Origin of the sequence: Mycobacterium pinniadriaticum (assembly GCF_026242045.1) — a bacterium.
GTDB classification, from domain to species: domain Bacteria; phylum Actinomycetota; class Actinomycetes; order Mycobacteriales; family Mycobacteriaceae; genus Mycobacterium; species Mycobacterium pinniadriaticum.
Genome location: NZ_JAPJDO010000022.1, coordinates 1 through 16,287, shown reverse-complemented (window position 1 = coordinate 16,287; position 16,287 = coordinate 1). Strand labels below are relative to the sequence as shown.

Annotated in this window: 18 protein-coding genes; 8 read left to right on the top strand and 10 right to left on the bottom strand. The window is 67.8% G+C overall.

Annotated features, from left to right (window positions below):
- Position 1: 1 nt before the first annotated feature.
- The 3 genes from nhaA to ORI27_RS21360 form a co-directional block, all read right to left on the bottom strand.
- The gene (gene nhaA / locus ORI27_RS21370; protein ID WP_265999047.1) at positions 2-1,324 is read right to left on the bottom strand and encodes a Na+/H+ antiporter NhaA; all 1,323 of its coding nucleotides are present in this window, start codon (positions 1,322-1,324) and stop codon (positions 2-4) included.
- A gap of 92 nt (positions 1,325-1,416) precedes the next feature.
- A complete protein-coding gene (locus ORI27_RS21365) occupies positions 1,417-2,637 on the bottom strand; it encodes a class I SAM-dependent RNA methyltransferase (RefSeq protein ID WP_265999046.1) in 1,221 nt (406 codons plus the stop codon).
- Positions 2,612-4,606, bottom strand: coding sequence for an APC family permease (locus tag ORI27_RS21360; RefSeq protein ID WP_265999045.1), 1,995 nt, complete (start codon positions 4,604-4,606; stop codon positions 2,612-2,614). The genes ORI27_RS21365 and ORI27_RS21360 overlap by 26 nt, the downstream gene beginning before the upstream one ends.
- A gap of 134 nt (positions 4,607-4,740) precedes the next feature.
- On the opposite strand from ORI27_RS21360, the gene ORI27_RS21355 reads away from it, so the two are divergent.
- Complete coding sequence (locus ORI27_RS21355) at positions 4,741-5,418, top strand: potassium channel family protein (protein ID WP_265999043.1); 678 nt, start codon at positions 4,741-4,743, stop codon at positions 5,416-5,418.
- Positions 5,419-5,422: 4 nt separating this feature from the next.
- Complete coding sequence (locus ORI27_RS21350; protein WP_265999042.1) at positions 5,423-6,106, top strand: potassium channel family protein; 684 nt, start codon at positions 5,423-5,425, stop codon at positions 6,104-6,106.
- A 3-nt stretch (positions 6,107-6,109) separates the two neighbouring features.
- Here ORI27_RS21350 and ORI27_RS21345 read toward each other — a convergent pair whose 3' ends face one another.
- Both ORI27_RS21345 and ORI27_RS21340 read right to left on the bottom strand, forming a co-directional pair.
- On the bottom strand, positions 6,110-6,724 hold the full coding sequence (locus ORI27_RS21345) for a DUF3159 domain-containing protein (RefSeq protein ID WP_265999128.1): 615 nt from the start codon (positions 6,722-6,724) through the stop codon (positions 6,110-6,112).
- Between the two features lie 86 nt (positions 6,725-6,810).
- On the bottom strand, positions 6,811-7,182 hold the full coding sequence (locus tag ORI27_RS21340; RefSeq protein WP_265999040.1) for an OB-fold nucleic acid binding domain-containing protein: 372 nt from the start codon (positions 7,180-7,182) through the stop codon (positions 6,811-6,813).
- A 122-nt stretch (positions 7,183-7,304) separates the two neighbouring features.
- Here ORI27_RS21340 and ORI27_RS21335 point away from each other — a divergent pair, with 122 nt between their 5' ends.
- Positions 7,305-8,018, top strand: a complete 714-nt coding sequence (locus tag ORI27_RS21335; RefSeq protein WP_265999039.1) for an alpha/beta hydrolase — start codon at positions 7,305-7,307, stop codon at positions 8,016-8,018.
- 45 nt (positions 8,019-8,063) lie between these two features.
- Here ORI27_RS21335 and ORI27_RS21330 read toward each other — a convergent pair whose 3' ends face one another.
- Both ORI27_RS21330 and dut read right to left on the bottom strand, forming a co-directional pair.
- The gene (locus ORI27_RS21330) at positions 8,064-8,840 is read right to left on the bottom strand and encodes a DUF3710 domain-containing protein (protein WP_265999038.1); all 777 of its coding nucleotides are present in this window, start codon (positions 8,838-8,840) and stop codon (positions 8,064-8,066) included.
- Entirely contained in the window at positions 8,840-9,304 is a 465-nt protein-coding gene (gene dut, locus ORI27_RS21325; RefSeq protein WP_265999037.1) for a dUTP diphosphatase, read from the bottom strand. The genes ORI27_RS21330 and dut overlap by 1 nt, the downstream gene beginning before the upstream one ends.
- A gap of 25 nt (positions 9,305-9,329) precedes the next feature.
- Between dut and ORI27_RS21320 the strand changes: the two genes are divergently transcribed.
- Positions 9,330-9,812, top strand: a complete 483-nt coding sequence (locus ORI27_RS21320) for a DUF3093 domain-containing protein (protein ID WP_265999036.1) — start codon at positions 9,330-9,332, stop codon at positions 9,810-9,812.
- 43 nt (positions 9,813-9,855) lie between these two features.
- On the opposite strand, the gene ORI27_RS21315 is transcribed toward ORI27_RS21320, so the two are convergent.
- The gene (locus tag ORI27_RS21315; protein ID WP_265999035.1) at positions 9,856-10,158 is read right to left on the bottom strand and encodes a DUF4193 domain-containing protein; all 303 of its coding nucleotides are present in this window, start codon (positions 10,156-10,158) and stop codon (positions 9,856-9,858) included.
- Positions 10,159-10,328: 170 nt separating this feature from the next.
- On the opposite strand from ORI27_RS21315, the gene cei reads away from it, so the two are divergent.
- Positions 10,329-10,979 (top strand): envelope integrity protein Cei, encoded by a 651-nt coding sequence (gene cei, locus ORI27_RS21310; protein ID WP_265999034.1) that lies wholly within the window; start codon positions 10,329-10,331, stop codon positions 10,977-10,979.
- Positions 10,980-10,983: 4 nt separating this feature from the next.
- Here the strand turns inward: cei and ORI27_RS21305 are convergent, their stop codons facing one another.
- On the bottom strand, positions 10,984-11,856 hold the full coding sequence (locus ORI27_RS21305; protein ID WP_265999032.1) for an inositol monophosphatase family protein: 873 nt from the start codon (positions 11,854-11,856) through the stop codon (positions 10,984-10,986).
- Between the two features lie 80 nt (positions 11,857-11,936).
- Here ORI27_RS21305 and ppgK point away from each other — a divergent pair, with 80 nt between their 5' ends.
- A complete protein-coding gene (gene ppgK, locus ORI27_RS21300) occupies positions 11,937-12,716 on the top strand; it encodes a polyphosphate--glucose phosphotransferase (protein WP_265999030.1) in 780 nt (259 codons plus the stop codon).
- Between the two features lie 175 nt (positions 12,717-12,891).
- The gene (locus tag ORI27_RS21295; RefSeq protein ID WP_265999028.1) at positions 12,892-14,442 is read left to right on the top strand and encodes an RNA polymerase sigma factor; all 1,551 of its coding nucleotides are present in this window, start codon (positions 12,892-12,894) and stop codon (positions 14,440-14,442) included.
- 91 nt (positions 14,443-14,533) lie between these two features.
- Here the strand turns inward: ORI27_RS21295 and ORI27_RS21290 are convergent, their stop codons facing one another.
- Complete coding sequence (locus tag ORI27_RS21290; protein WP_265999026.1) at positions 14,534-14,866, bottom strand: hypothetical protein; 333 nt, start codon at positions 14,864-14,866, stop codon at positions 14,534-14,536.
- A gap of 424 nt (positions 14,867-15,290) precedes the next feature.
- Here ORI27_RS21290 and ORI27_RS21285 point away from each other — a divergent pair, with 424 nt between their 5' ends.
- Positions 15,291-15,989 carry an SGNH/GDSL hydrolase family protein gene (locus ORI27_RS21285; RefSeq protein ID WP_265999024.1) on the top strand — a complete coding sequence of 233 codons (699 nt, stop codon included), beginning with the start codon at positions 15,291-15,293 and terminating at the stop codon, positions 15,987-15,989.
- The last annotated feature ends 298 nt before the right edge of the window (positions 15,990-16,287 follow it).

Sequence of the window (16,287 nt, the reverse complement as noted above, 5' to 3'; positions counted from 1 at the left end):
ATCAGTCCTGATGAGACTCGTAGATGTCGGGCACACCGTCGCGATCGCGATCCCGGGTTTCCATCTCCCACAACAACCGGTACTGCCGGTTGCGCAGCCGCAGCACGATCGCCGCCAGGGCCGCGGCCAGCAAACTGCCCGCGAGTACCGCCACTTTGACCACATCGTCGCGAGCTGAGCTCGGTTCGTAGGCCAATTCGCCGATCAGCAGCGACACCGTGAACCCGACGCCGGCCAGTAGCGACATGCCGAACACGTCGATCCAGCGCAGGGCCGAATCGAGGCTCGCGCGGGTCGCGGCGGCCAGCAGCCAGGTGGTGACGAACACCCCCAGCGTCTTGCCCACCACCAGACCGGCGACGATTCCCAGGGCGATCGGGTCGGTGAGCGCACTCACCAATCCGGTGTAGCCACCGAAGGTCACACCGGCGGCGAAGAAGGCGAACACCGGCACCGCGAACCCCGCCGACACCGGACGCATGACGTGCTCGAAGTGCTCGGCCAGCCCCGGTCCGGCATCCGGGCCGCCAGCCGCCGCACTGCGCAGCACCGGGACCGTGAATCCGAGCAGGACCCCCGCGACGGTGGCGTGAACCCCGGACTCGTGGACAAACGCCCAGGTGAGCAGCGCCAGCGGGACGAGCAGCCACCACGTCTGGATCCGCCGCTGGACCAGGACCGCGAACAGCGCCAGCGGGATCAGCGCCAGCAGAAGTGGGACGATCTTGATCTTGTCGGTGTAGAACACCGCGATCACGAAGATGGCGAGCAGGTCGTCCACCACCGCCAGGGTCAGCAGGAACGTCCTCAGCGCCGACGGCAGGTGGGTGGAGATGACGGCCAGCACCGCCACCGCGAACGCGATGTCGGTGGCCGTCGGGATGGCCCACCCCCCGGTGGCGCCGGGACCGGCGCCAAGGGTGAATGCGACGAAGATCACAGCCGGAACGACCATGCCGCCGACCGCCGCGGCGATCGGCAGCACGGCACGGCCGGGGTCACGCAGGTCGCCGGCGACGAACTCCCGTTTCAGTTCGAGCCCGACGACGAAGAAGAAGATCGCCAGCAGCCCGTCGGCCGCCCAGCCGCCCAGCGTGAGATCCAGGTGCAGGCCCAGCCGATCGGTGCCGACGTGGAATTGCGTGAGGCTGTGGTAAGCCGCCGACCATGGCGAGTTGGCCCAGATCAAGGCAATCGCGGCGGCCAGCAGCAGCAGCGCCCCGCCGACGGTCTCCTTGCGCAGGATCGTGGTGATCCGCGAGGTCTCCGCCCACGATCCTTGAGCGAACAACGCACGGTGCAGCGACGGCTTGCGGTCGGCCACTAATCCACCTCAGGCATCAACGGGTACGGAAAATGCAACGCCGACCAGACTTCCCGGCACGCCTGGCCCCAGCCTAGTCGAGGTGGCGACTTTCACCGCGTCAGCAGCGCCACGCACTCGATGTGGTGGGTCAGTGGGAACGAATCGAATACCCGGATCTGCTCGACGGCATAGCCGTGCCCCCGATACAAGCCGATGTCGCGGGAGAACGCCGCCGCCTCACACCCGATGTGAATCACCCGTGGTACGCCGGCCCGGGCGAGCAGATCGATGATCTCGCGCCCGGCCCCCGACCGCGGCGGATCGAGCACGGCGATGTCGGCACCGCCGCGCTGCGCGGTCAGCGCCCGGCGCACCGAATCGGTGACCACCTCGACAGCGGGCAGATCTGCGAGTGCCGCGCGCGCCGCACCGGACGCCGGCCGCGAGGTGTCCACCGTCAGTACCCGGCCATGCTCGCCCACCGCGTCGGCCAGCACGGCGGCGAACAGTCCGGCACCGCCGTACAGGTCCCACGCCGTACCCCCGGCGATGTCCTGCGACCAGCCGGCCACCAGCGCGCTGTAAGTCGTCGCGGCGTCGCGGTGGGCCTGCCAGAAACCGGTGACCGGCACCTGCCAGGCGCGGCTCCCTACCCGCTGCACCGCGTCGTAGGAGCCCTCGGCGCGGTGGCCGCGCCGCTGCTGACGATTGGTGCAGACCACGTGCCGAGTGTCGTCGTCGTCGGTGACCACGTGCACCTGGTCACCGGGGCGCCAGCGCACTGCATCCATTCCGTCGAGCAACCCCTCACGCAGTTGCCCGCAGCGTAGGTCGGTGACCAGCTCGGCACTGTGGTAGCGGTGAAATCCGGCGTGGCCGTTAGCATCCACCGCCAGCCGAACCCGAGTTCGCCAGCCGCGGGCCGAGCCGTCGCCGACCGGCTCGGCCACCCCGTCCCAGGCGAAGTCACCCAACCGCGCCAGCTGGTTGGCCACGACCTGGCCCTTGAGCACGCGGGCGGCATCGGGCGCGGCGAAGGCCAGATCACAGCAGCCGGCCTTACCGACACCGGCGATCGGGCACAGCGACTCCACCCGGTCGGGCGAGGGTTCGAGAATGTCGATTGCCTCTGCGTGCCAATACGATCCGCGGTCGCCGGTCACGCGCACCCGCACGACCTCGCCGGGCAGCGCATAGCGAACGAACACCACCCGGCCCTCGTGGCGCGCCACGCAGCTGCCCCCGTTGGCGGCCGCACCGGTGGTGAGCACCAGCTCGACCGCATCCCCCTGCGCCACTATCGAATCACTCCAGGAAGCCTCTGCGCACATCGCCGGGCGCATTCTGCGTTTGCAACTCATGCAACCGTTCCGACGAAGTCAGTTGCCACGGCACCGAAGTCACCATCACATTGGGCATGAACAACAACCGGCCCTTCAGCCGCAACGCGCTCTGGTTGTGCAGCACCTGCTCCCACCAGTGCCCGACCACATATTCGGGGATGAACACCGTCACGACCGTGCGGGGGGCTTCGTTGCTGATCCGCTTGACGTAGTCCAGCACCGGCCGGGTGACCTCCCGATACGGGGAGGCAACGACTTTCAGCGGGACGGTGATGTCGCTGTCCTCCCACTTGTGCACCAACTGGCGGGTCTCGGAGTCGTCGACGTTGACGGTGATGGCCTCCAGCACGTCGGGGCGGGTGGCCCTGGCGTAGGCCAGGGCCCGCAGCGTCGGCAGGTGCAACTTGGAGACCAGCACGACGGCGTGGTTGCGGCTGGGCAGGACCACCTCGCCCTCCTCGGCCTCCTGCTCGGCCAGTTCGCGGGCCACGGTGTCATAGTGCCGGTGGATCGCCTTCATCAGGATGAAAAGGCTTGTCATGGCCAGGATGGCGATCCAGGCGCCGGCGACGAACTTGGTGACCAGAACGACGATCAGTACCGCACCGGTGGCGATGAAGCCGATCGTGTTGATCACTCGCGAGCGCATCATGTGCGCGCGGGCGCGCGGGTCGGTCTCGGTGCGCAGGTGTCGTGTCCAGTGCCGGACCATGCCGATCTGGCTGAGGGTGAACGAGACGAACACGCCCACGATGTAGAGCTGGATCAGCGCGGTGACCTCGGCGCGGAAGGCGACGACGAACGCGATCGCGGCCGCCGCCAGGAACAGGATGCCGTTGGAGAAGGCCAGCCGGTCGCCACGGGTGTGCAGCTGCCGCGGCAGGTAGCGGTCCTGGGCCAGGATCGAGCCCAGTACCGGGAATCCGTTGAAGGCGGTGTTGGCCGCCAGCACCAGGATCAGCGCGGTGACCCCGGTGATCAGGAACAGCCCCACCGGGAAGTCGTGGAACACCGCGTCGGCGAGCTGGGCAACCAGGGTTTTCTGCTGGTAGTCGTCCGGCGCCCCGATGAGCTGGCTTTGCGGGTCGTCGGCCACCTTCACCCCGGTCGCCTTGGCCAGCAGGATGATGCCCATGAACAGCGAGATGGCGATGAAGCCCAGCATGGCCAGCGTCGTCGCCGCATTGCGCGACTTGGGCTTGCGGAACGCGGGCACACCGTTACTGATCGCCTCCACGCCGGTCAGCGCCGCACAGCCCGAGGAGAATGAACGGGCGACCAGGAACACCAGCGCGAACCCCAACACCTTGCCGTGTTCGTTGTGTACCCCGAAACCGGCGGATTCTGCCTGCAGCGGGATGTCCAGCACGTAGATCTGGAACAAGCCCCAGCCGAGCATGATGTACATCCCGATCATGAACGCGTAGGTGGGAATCGCGAACGCGGTCCCCGACTCACGCATGCCACGCAGGTTCATCGACGCCAGCACCACGATGGCCGCCACCGCGAACCACACCTTGTGGGTGTCGACGAACGGGATCGCCGATCCGATGTTCGACGCCGCCGAGGCCATCGACACCGCGACGGTCAGGACGTAGTCGACCAGCAGAGCGCTGGCCACCGTCAGGCCCGCCGTCGGGCCCAAGTTGGTGGTCACCACCTCGTAGTCGCCACCGCCGGACGGGTAGGCGTGCACGTTCTGGCGGTAGGAAGCCACCACCACGAGCATGACCACCGCGACGGCCACCCCGATCCACGGCGCCATCGCGTACGCCGACAACCCGGCCACGGAGAGCACCAGGAAGATCTCCTCGGGTGCGTAGGCCACCGAGGACATGGCATCGGAGGCGAAGACCGGCAGGGCGATGCGCTTGGGCAGCAGCGTGTGACTCAACTTGTCGCTGCGGAAAGGGCGCCCCAGGACCAGCCGACGGGCGGCGGTCGAAAGCTTAGACACGAGTGCCAAGAGTAAGCCCATGGCGCTTTGGCTGTAGCGTTCCCCGTACGGTCGTTGTCCGCGCGCATCGGTCAGCCACTCCGCGGCCCCGGTTCGCAGCGAGGCGACGCACGGCAAAGTCGAGAGGACGCCAGGTGCGGGTTGTGGTGATGGGGTGCGGCCGCGTCGGCGCTTCGCTGGCGGACTCGCTGTCCCGGATCGGCCATGAGGTGGCGATCATCGATCGGGACGCGACGGCCTTCCACCGGCTCTCGCCCGACTTCTCCGGCGAGCGGGTCCTCGGCATGGGATTCGACCGGGAAGTGCTGCTGCGCTCTGGGATTCAGAACACCGATGCATTCGCCGCGGTGTCATCCGGCGACAACTCGAACATCATCTCCGCACGGGTGGCCCGCGAGACGTTCGGGGTGCGGCGCGTCGTCGCGCGCATCTACGACGCCAAGCGTGCCGCGGTCTACGAGCGCCTCGGCATTCCGACCGTGGCCACCGTGCCCTGGACCGCCGACCGGTTGCTCAACGCGCTCGTCGGCGACACCGAGACCACCAAGTGGCGTGATCCGACCGGCACGATGGCCGTCGCCGAGGCGACCCTGCACGAGGGCTGGGTGGGTCACCGGCTCACCTCCCTCGAGGACGCCACCGGGGCGCGGGTCGCGTTCGTCATCCGGTTCGGCACGGGCATCCTGCCCGAGCCGAAGACCGTCGTTCAGGCCGGTGACCAGGTCTACATCGCGGCGGTATCCGGGCGTGCCGCGGAGGCGCTGGCCATCGCCGCGCTGCCGCCCGGCCCGGACGTCGGAGAGGGGCACTGAAGAGATGGGCGAAAAACGGCTCAAGGTGGCGATCGCCGGGGCGGGTGCGGTCGGCCGATCGATCGCCCGCGAACTGCTCGAGAACGAGCACGAGGTGACGCTCATCGAGCGCAACGCCGAGCATCTCGACGTCGACGCCATCCCGGCTGCGCACTGGCGGCTCGGGGACGCCTGCGAGATCAGCCTGCTGGAATCGGTGCACCTGCAGGAATTCGACGTCGTCGTCGCCGCCACCGGTGACGACAAGGCGAACGTGGTGCTGTCACTGCTGGCCAAGACGGAGTTCGCGGTGGCGCGGGTGGTGGCCCGGGTCAACGATCCCCGCAACGAGTGGCTGTTCGACGACGCGTGGGGCGTGGATGTGGCGGTGTCCACCCCGCGGATGCTCGCCTCGCTGGTCGAGGAGGCCGTCGCGGTGGGCGATCTGGTGCGGCTGATGCAGTTCCGCCAGGGCCATGCCAACCTCGTCGAGATCACCCTGCCCGACGACACCCCGTGGGGTGGGCGCCCAGTGCGCAAGCTCGTCCTGCCGCGCGATGCCACGCTGGTGACGATCCTGCGCGGCCCGCGGGTGATCGTGCCCGAAGCGGACGAACCGCTCGAAGGCGGCGACGAGCTGCTGTTCGTCGCGGCCCCCGAGGTCGAAGACGAGCTGCGCACGACCGTGCTGACGGCTTCGTCCGGGTAGCGGTCAGTCGCCGGCCGTCGCGCCGTCCGCGTCGCGGCCTTCGGCGTGCTCGGCGTGAATTGCGCGCTGGGCGACACGGATCGCCAGGTAGGTGACCAGCGCTGCCACCGCGGTCAGCGGCCAGCCCATCGCGATACGGGCGACCCCCAGCCAGCCGGTCTGGTCGAGGTCGTAGAGGTGGCGTTGCACCACGAATCGTGACGCGAACACCAGCACCCAGGTCAACGTCGCCACATCGAAGGCCAATACCGCGCGCCGGCTGCCGCGCCAGGCACGGTCGTGGCTGTTGACCCAGCTCCAGATATAGCCGACCACCGGCCGGCGGATCAGCACCGACAGCGCGAACACCGACGCCCAGATCAGCGACGTCCAGATGCCAAGCAGGAAGTAGCCTTTCGACGCCCCGACGAACCAGGCAATAAGGGCGCTGATCCCGACCCCGATGAATCCCGACACCGCCGGCTGTACGGAATCGCGACGGATCAGGCGCCACACCAGGATCAGGGCCGCCACGCCCAGCGCCGCGGCGATGGCCGGCATCAGGCCCCACGCGGTATTCACCGGTACCAACACCGCCACCGGCAGTGCGGAATAGATCAGCCCGCTGAAGCCACCCATCTGGGCCAACAGCGCCTGGGCGGGTGACTTCGCGGCGGGAGTCGCCTCTTCGGTGTTTGCGGTGTCTTCGTTGTCGGCTGGAAGGCTCAAGTCTGGATCTCGTAGTGCGGGTTGTAGATCGCCTTGGTGCCGTTCTCCAATGTTCCCAACCGGCCGTGTACGCGCAGGGTACGACCCGATTCGATCCCGGGGATGCGGCGCTGTCCCAGCCACACCAGGGTCACGGTGTCGGTGCCGTCGAACAGCTCGGCACGCACTCCACCGGCACAGCCTTTGGCATTCGTCTCCACACTGCGCAGGGTCCCCACCATGGTGACCTCCTGGCCACGCTGGCAATCGATCGCCCGCTGCGCGCCGGTGCTCGCAGCTTCGTCGGTGAGTACCTCGACGTCCCGCTGTTCAGGGTCCTCCGTCAGCCGACGGGTGAGACGGCGGACAAAACTTTCGGCCGTAGCCATGGCCTCTCCTGATACTCCAGCGGATCACAATGCCAACGCAACGGTAGACCTGTTAGTTCCCCAATGCCATGTGGCATACCCGGGACGGCTGTTGCTAATCCATCACAAGGCAGGATCATGAGATGACGATCACATTTCGCGGCGTGACAACAGTCTTGCTGCCGGGAACGGGCTCCGACGACGATTACGTCTACCGGGCGTTCGCCGGGCCGCTGCACGGAGTCGGTGCGGTGGTCACCACGCCACCGCCCCAGCCGGGCCGGCTGATCGCCAGCTACCTGGATGCGCTCGACGACGCGTCCCGGCAGGCTCCGGTCGTGGTCGGAGGGGTGTCCATCGGGGCGGCGGTGGCCGTGGCGTGGGCGGTGGCGCACCCGGGCCGCGCCGTGGCGGTGCTGGCCGCGCTGCCGCCGTGGACCGGGGCGCCACAGTCGGCTCCGGCCGCGTTGTCAGCGCGGCACACCGCCCATCAGTTGCGCACCACCGGCCTGGTCGCCACGACCGCTCAGATGCGGGCGTCGAGCCCGGCCTGGCTGGCCGACGAGCTGACCCGCAGTTGGCTGGGCCAGTGGCCCGAGCTGCCCGACGCGATGGAAGAAGCCGCCGGCTACGCCGCCCCGAGCATCGGCGAACTGGAGCGCCTGACGGTGCCGATGGGTGTGGTGGGCGCTGCCGACGACCCGATCCATCCGCTGGAGGTGGCGGTGGAATGGGTGGCCGCCGCACCGTACGCGGCGCTGCGGACGGTCAGCCTCGAGGATTTCGGTCCCGACCCGTCGGTGTTGGGCGCGGCGTGTCTGGCGGCGCTCGACGATGCAGGCGCGGCACGAGCCTGAGGAGGAGAGCGCCCATCCGACCCGAGCGCTCGACGATGCAGGCGACTAACCGCCGGTGCTGGTGCTGCGCAACTGCTGCATCGCCGAGCCCGATGCGCTGCGCCGCTCGGTCGGAGGCTGGCCCTGCGCCTGCTGTTCCTGCGCCTGCTGGGCAGCCACCATTTGGGCCTGCTGCGCGGCGGCCTGGCGCAACTGCTCCAGCATCGGCTCGGGCAGCTGAACCGGCAGCGGCGTGCGGACCGGCAACGGCGTGTCACCGCGTCGTACGACTGTGTCCGCCAACGCTTCTCGCGCTTCCGCTACAAGGCCGGGCATCGTTTCCGGGGCGCCGTTGACCACACAACGAATCATCCAGCGATAGCCGTCGACACCGATGAAACGCACCACCCCGGCACCGGTGCCGACGACTTCACGGCCCCAGGGGCCGTCCTCGATCGACACCTGCGCGTTGTCCTTGCGCAGCGAAGCGGCTAGCTCGCCGGCCACCTCCCGCCACAGACCCGGCGACTTCGGAGCGGCGTAGGCGGCGATGGTGAACCGCCCGTTGGGGGTGACCACCCACACCGCACTCGGCACGCCCACTTCGTTCAATTCCACCTGAATCTGGCCGTCCGGGGACATCGGCACCAGCACCGAGCCGAGGTCGAGCCGGGCGGCCACGGCGTCACCAGGATTGTCGAAATCCTCGAGGTCGAAAGGGCCGCCCTCGTAGCCGTCATCGGCGTCGTCGGGTTCCGCCGCCGCGGTGGCCGCGGGGCCGCCCGGGGTTTCGTCCGCGGTCTCACGGGTATCTGGGTCGTTCTTGCGTCTGCCGAATGCCATCACAAACTCGCATGTCCGCCGGAGGATCCGTGGCCGCCCACGCCACGGGTGGTGTCAGCCAGTCCGGCCTCGTCGAACGAGGCCACCTCGACCAGCTCTGGAAGTTCGACCCGCTGGACCAGCAGTTGGGCGATGCGGTCACCGCGCCGGATGTTGATCGGCGTGGTGGGGTCGAGGTTGATCAACGACACTCTGATCTCGCCGCGATAGCCGGCGTCGATCGTGCCGGGACTGTTGACGATCGAAAGCCCCACGCGCGCAGCCAAACCGGAGCGCGGATGGACCAGACCGACCATGCCGTGCGGGATCGCCACGGCGATGCCGGTACCCACCAGGGCACGCTGGCCGGGCGCCAAGTCAACGTCTTCTGCGCTGAACAGATCCACGCCCGCATCGCCGTCGTGGGCGCGGCTGGGCATCGGGAGATCGCGGTCTAGGCGAACCACCGCAAGACTGGTGGGCACGGTGCCACAGACTACCCTTGGCCGCGTGTCTGGTTCGCGTGTGACCTCGCAAACCGTGCGGTACCGCGAGCGGCTCTGGGTCCCGTGGTGGTGGTGGCCGCTCGGCCTGGCCTTGGCGGCACTGATCGCCAAGGAGGTCACCATGGGTGTCCGCACACTGCCCAGCTGGCTGCCCTACACGCTGCTCGGCGCCGTCGCGGTGGGCGTCTTGCTCTGGCTGAGCCGCACCGAGGTTCGGGTGGTGACTGACGGTCAAAACGGAGACGTGGAGCTGTGGGCCGGTCAGGCCCACCTGCCGATGTCAGTGGTCTCACGGTCGGCCGAGGTCCCGCGAACGGCGAAGTCGGCGGCGCTGGGTCGCCAACTCGATCCGGCCGCCTACGTGCTGCACCGCGGCTGGGTGGGCCCGCTGGTCCTGGTCGTTCTCGACGATCCGGACGATCCAACGCCGTATTGGCTGGTCAGCGCTCGTCATCCCGATCGGGTGCTGTCTGCGCTTCGGAACTGATGTCCCGGCCCGCATCGTCACAAGACGGCAGCTGATCGTCCCGTCAGGCCGCGCAGTCCGTGCAGATCATCACGCCGTTCTTGTCACTGGCCAACCGGCTGCGGTGGTGCACCAAAAAACAGCTCGCGCAGGTGAACTCGTCGGCCTGTTTCGGGACGACCCGCACCGACAGCTCCTCGCCGGACAGATCGGCGCCGGGCAGTTCGAAATTCTCCGCAGAATCCGTTTCGTCGACATCGACCACGGCCGACTGCGCCTCGTTGCGGCGTGCCTTCAGCTCCTCGAGCGAGTCCTCGGACACGTCGTCGGTCTCGGTGCGCCGTGGAGCGTCGTAGTCGGTAGCCATTTGTTGTCCCCTCGTAACCTCAGCATGGCTTTGTATCAGCGTCGAACGGATCCGCCAAACGATTCGTGCCCAGATCACACAGAAGCGATGTGTGATTTACGTCACATCTATTGATCTGGTTGGGCGGGCGTGTTCCACCGACACCCACCGACTGCCTCTAGAGTGCACCCGTGGTCGCACAAATCACGGAGGGCACGGCCTTCGACAAGCACGGCCGCCCGTTCCGGCGGCGCAACTACCTCCCCGGACTCATCGCCGTGGCTGTGATGTTCGCGATCACCGCCGTGGTGTGGGCGTTTGTGCTGACTCGCCCGGTCGACGTGCGGGAAGCAGAGGCCTGCAACCCGCCGCCACCGGCCGCCGATCCGAACGCGCCCACGCTTGGTGAGCAGGTGTCGCACTCATCGATGCTCGACGTCGCACCGGCCAAACTGGTCGACACCAAGATCCGGGTGCTCAACGCCAGCGGCCAGGGCGGACAGGCGGGTGAGATCGCCGGCGCGCTCAGGGACCTCGGCTTCGCCCAGCCCACCGCTGCCAACGACCCGATCTATGCCACCACCCGGCTGAACTGCCGGGGTCAGATCCGCTTCGGTGCCAGCGGACGGGCCGGGGCGGCCGCCGTGTGGCTGGTCGCGCCCTGCGTCGAGCTGTTCCAGGACGATCGCAAGGACGATTCGGTGGATCTGGCCCTCGGCACCGATTTCACGACGCTGGCCCACAGCGACGACATCGACGCCGTCCTGGCCGGTCTGCGTCCGGACGCCACCGAACCCGCCGACTCGGCGCTGCTGACCAAAATCCACAACGGCACCTGCTGAGCCGCTACCGCAGCACTCGCAGTCCGCCGGCCCGCTTCAACGCGTCCACGAGAGTCGCGGCGATGCCGGGCCCTGCGGCCAGCAGCAGCGCGCCGTCCCCGCCTGAACCGTCAGCGAGCGGCAGCAGTACCGTCGCCCCGGCCTCGGTGGCGACCAGCGCCCCGGCCGCCCAGTCCCAGACGTGCAGGCCGTGCTCGTAGTAAGCGTCCAGGCGGCCGTCGGCGACCATGCACAAGTCCAGGGAGGCCGACCCGATCCGCCGCACATCACGCACCAGCGGCAGCAGCCGGGCCAGCAACGCGGCCTGGTCGGCTCGCCGCTGCGGTGCGTAGCCGAAGCCGGTGCCCACCAACGCCACCGGCAGCTCGGTGACCGCGCTGCAGCGAAGCGCTCGGCGCTGCCCTGCCCTCACCACGTGCGCGCCGTGGCCCGCCGCCGCCGAGTACACGTCACCGCTGACCACATCGGCCACCGCACCCGCCACCGACACGCCGCCGAGCTGGGCGGCGATCGAAATGCCGTAAGCCGGAATGCCGTAGACGAAATTGACCGTCCCATCGATCGGGTCGATGACCCAACAGACCACATCGTCGTCACCTGCCGCCGGACCGCCGCCCTCCTCGCCGAGGATCGTGTCACCGGGACGCAGCGTAGCCAGCCGATCCCGCAGCAGCAGTTCGGTTTCGGTGTCCACGATGGTCACCGGATCGGTCGGCGTGCTCTTCGTTTGTACCAATCCAGGCTGCACCGAATCCGGGCTGATCGCGTCGTTGTCGTCGCCGAAGATCTCCGCGCGGCGCGTGCGGACGAAGGCGGCCGCTTCGGCGGCCAACCCCTCGGCCACCACCCGCAATTGTTCAGGCCGGTTATCGGTCACCCGCCTATCGCAGCACACCGGGGCGCGTACCCACTAATGTGTGGATCGCGCCGACCGCCCGCCTCGCCGAGGAGCAGCCCATGCCCGTGACCGAATCCACCAACCCCGGACAGAACCGCGGCTTCGGGGTCGATGTCGGGGGCAGCGGGGTCAAGGGCGGCATCGTCGATCTCGACACCGGCAAACTCATCGGGGACCGCTTCAAGCTGAACACCCCACAGCCCTCGACACCGGCCGCGGTGGCCACGACCGTCGCCGAGGTGGTTCGACACTTCGACTGGACGGGCCCGCTGGGGGTCACCTACCCCGGGGTGGTCGTCAACGGCGTGGTGCAGACCGCGGCCAACGTCGACAAGGGCTGGATCGGCACCAACGCCGCCGCGGAGATCAGCTCGGCCCTCGGCGGACAGCACGTCACGGTGCTCAACGACGCCGACGCCGCCGGCCTGGCCGAGCAGCGCCACGGTGCTGGACGCAACAAGAACGGCGTCGTCGTACTGCTGACGTTCGGCACCGGAATCGGGTCGGCGGTGATTCACAACGGGCAATTGCTACCCAACACCGAGTTTGGCCATCTCGAGGTGGGCGGCAAGGAAGCCGAGCACCGGGCCGCCTCGTCGGTGAAGGAACGCAAGGACTGGAGCTACGAGCGGTGGACAGAGGAGGTCACGAAAGTGCTGGTCAGCATCGAGAATGCGATCTGGCCTGAGCTGTTCATCGCCGGCGGCGGCATCAGCCGCAAGGCCGACAAGTGGATCCCCCTGCTGAAGAACCGGACCCCGGTGGTCGCCGCGGAACTGCAGAACGAAGCCGGCATCGTGGGCGCGGCGATGGCAGCGCAAGCCGACGTCACGCGCTGATTTTGCCCGCTCGGCGCGGTGGAAGCCCACACTGTCGTTACAATGGTCGACGGCGGCCGCCTACCGGATAGCGGCGAGAATCCGAACACGAGATCCACGCCAACAGTCCTCATAGCCGACGCTTTCGGTGGCGCCCCCGCGCCCACCGAGAGTCAGCACGACCGAAAGGGTGTACGTGGCAGCGACGAAGGCAAGCCCGGCAACCGACGAGCCGGTGAAGCGCACCGCCACCAAGACTCCCGCGAAGAAGCCGGCGGCCAGCCAATCCAAGCCGGCCGCCAACGGATCCGCGCCGGCCAAACGCGCCAGCAAGGCCGCGCCTCGCGGCGCCGCAGCGGACGCCGCTGATTCGGAGACCACCGACACCCCGACCAAGGGGCGCGCCACCAAGGCTCCCGCGAAGAAGGCGCCTGCCGCCCGCGGCCGGAGCAAGAAGGACGCCGCGCCCGCCGAGGGCGCTGCCGACGGTGATGCCGAGCTCGTCAGCGATGAGGACCTCGACGACGACCTGGAGGGCGACCCCGTTCTCGACGTAGCCGACGACGATCTGGAACTCGACGACCTCGCGGATGTCGCCGACGAGGCGGATGACGACACCGACGAGGCCTCCGACGACGACAGCGACGATGGCGAGGGCGGCGAGGCCGCCCCCGCCGCCAAGAAGGCGCCCGCCCCCGAGGGCGAATCCACCGACGAGGACGACATCGCCGAGCCATCCGAAAAGGACAAGGCCTCCGGTGACTTCGTGTGGGACGAAGAGGAGTCCGAGGCGCTTCGGCAGGCCCGCAAAGACGCCGAACTGACCGCTTCGGCGGACTCGGTTCGCGCCTATCTCAAGCAGATCGGCAAGGTCGCGCTGCTGAACGCCGAGGAGGAGGTCGAACTCGCCAAGCGGATCGAGGCCGGCCTGTACGCGACTCAGCTGATGGCCGAGAAGTCCGACAAGGGTGAGAAGCTGCCCGTTCAGCAGCGCCGCGACATGCAGTGGATCTGCCGCGACGGCGATCGCGCGAAAAATCATCTGCTGGAAGCCAACCTGCGTCTGGTGGTGTCACTGGCCAAGCGCTACACCGGCCGCGGCATGGCTTTCCTGGACCTCATCCAGGAGGGCAACCTGGGTCTGATCCGCGCGGTGGAGAAGTTCGACTACACCAAGGGCTACAAGTTCTCCACCTATGCCACCTGGTGGATCCGCCAGGCCATCACCCGCGCGATGGCCGACCAGGCCCGCACCATCCGGATCCCGGTGCACATGGTCGAGGTCATCAACAAGCTCGGCCGCATCCAGCGCGAACTGCTTCAGGACCTGGGCCGCGAGCCCACTCCCGAAGAGCTGGCCAAGGAGATGGACATCACGCCGGAGAAGGTGCTGGAGATCCAGCAGTACGCGCGTGAGCCGATCTCGCTCGACCAGACCATCGGCGATGAGGGTGACAGCCAGCTCGGCGATTTCATCGAAGACAGCGAGGCCGTGGTGGCCGTCGACGCCGTCTCGTTCACGCTGCTACAAGATCAGCTGCAATCGGTGCTCGAGACGCTGTCGGAGCGTGAAGCCGGGGTGGTGCGGCTGCGGTTCGGCCTGACCGACGGTCAGCCGCGCACCCTCGACGAGATCGGACAGGTCTACGGGGTCACCCGCGAGCGGATCCGGCAGATCGAGTCGAAGACCATGAGCAAGCTGCGGCATCCCAGCCGGTCCCAGGTGTTGCGCGACTACCTGGATTAGGCGTCGACGTTCGGCGACCAGTCCGCCCGCCGCCGACCGCCATCTGCGTCTTGACGCGGTCGGGCACGCTCCCGCAGGCGGGTGACCGTGGTTAACCGATTGGCGGTCCGGCGGGAATGACGGGCGCCCCGCCTCCCGCTGTGACTACCGGGGCACCGGGAGGCGCGGGCGCAACGGCGACCTGTGGCGGTCCCCCGCCGGCCGGAATCACGAGGTCGCCGGGTTGGGTCCAGTCGTCATGCACACCCGAACCGCCAAACCCGTTGTCAGACTTCATCATGCATTCGAGAGATTGCGGGTTCGCCACGCATTCGTCCTGGGCATGGCCGGCCGGTGGTGAAATGAAGCCGAGGATCGGGATCGCGACCAGCGCGAGACCGGCTCCAGCAGCCCGGCAACGCCGCGAGTGGCGGTCGGTATTCATACTGCGATGGTAGACGCGCAGACTGAATCCCCGGGCGCAGATCGGGCAGGACCGAGCGGGCCGCCACCCAGCGCCGCACGGCGCCACAGCAATTCTTCATGCGGATGACGCCCACCTCGTTCCGCTCCGGTTGACGCGCGGGTGTGCCGCCGTTGTCGTTGCGGTAAATATTGCTGGGCCAGCAGTCGAAGTAGATCCTGAACAGGCAATACAGATACCGCAACCATGGCCGGAGGCCGGCGTTGCCGCAGATTTCAGCACGCGCCGACAGTCGATCGTCATTAGAATTGCAGGAAGAACATCACGTCCTGGCAAACTGCAAAACCCTGAGGTGCTTCGTGCGCCTGGAACGCGTTACCCCGCAAACACCCGCAGTGTCGCGCTTCAACCATCGAATGAGATCGAACTCATCACGGAGGTCCGGTTGCGTTACCTCATTGCGGTCCTGTGTCTGATCGGGGCCGTGGCCGGCTGTAGTCACACGCCGCCGGACTACGTGTCCCGCTACACCACACCGATCTCGCCCGAACCGCAGGCACCCGCCGCCCTGGCGATCATCGGGGACTCGTACACCGGGGGCTCCGCGACTGGCGGAAAAGAGCTGATGGGGTGGCCTGCCCTTGTCGCCGACAGGCTCGATCAGCAGGGCATCCCGATCGATCCCGCGGTCGGGTTCGAAGCCGGGTCCGGCTACGTGCAACCCGGCGAGGACGGCCATGTGTTCGCCGACCAGATTCCCAACGTGGTCGGCTCCACCGACCAGCTGGTCGTCCTGTTCGGGTCACGCAACGATGCCGCCGTTCCCGCGAACCAGCTCACCGCAGCCGTTCGGCGCACGCTGGCGGATGTCAGGACCGCCGCTCCGGCGGCGAAGATTCTCGTCATCGGCCCGGCCTGGATGAACACCGCGCCACCGCCCGGAATCCAACAGGTGCGCAACGTACTGAAGACCGAAGCTTCCGCGTCCGGGGCCACGTTCGTCGACCCGATAGCCGACGGCTGGTTCGTCGGCCAATCCATCCTCATCAGCTCCTACAGCAAGGACCCCACCGACGCCGGACATAGCTACCTGGCCGACGAGATCACCCCTCTCATCGCGAAACAACTTCAGCCAACGCCCTGATATGTAATTCGCTTTGTCAAGTGGGCAGGGGGAAGCGGGCGCCATGACCGTCGTCGTGGCGCCCGCTTCCGTTGCCGAATGGACCTGATGATTGGCGAGCGTGTCGTTTGTCGACGCGTCGTCAAGTCTGATATTCGCGGGTTGGTTACCGCAGGACGGACTGTTCTGCTGGAGTTGGATCGCGGGTCTAGAGATCGAGCGTAATCGTCTGCGCTGCAGAATAATTGCTCATAGGGCGTTCGCGGGTCACTCCCAGGCGCTGCCACCAACTCGGATTCATTCGGACAGTTATGGGGGT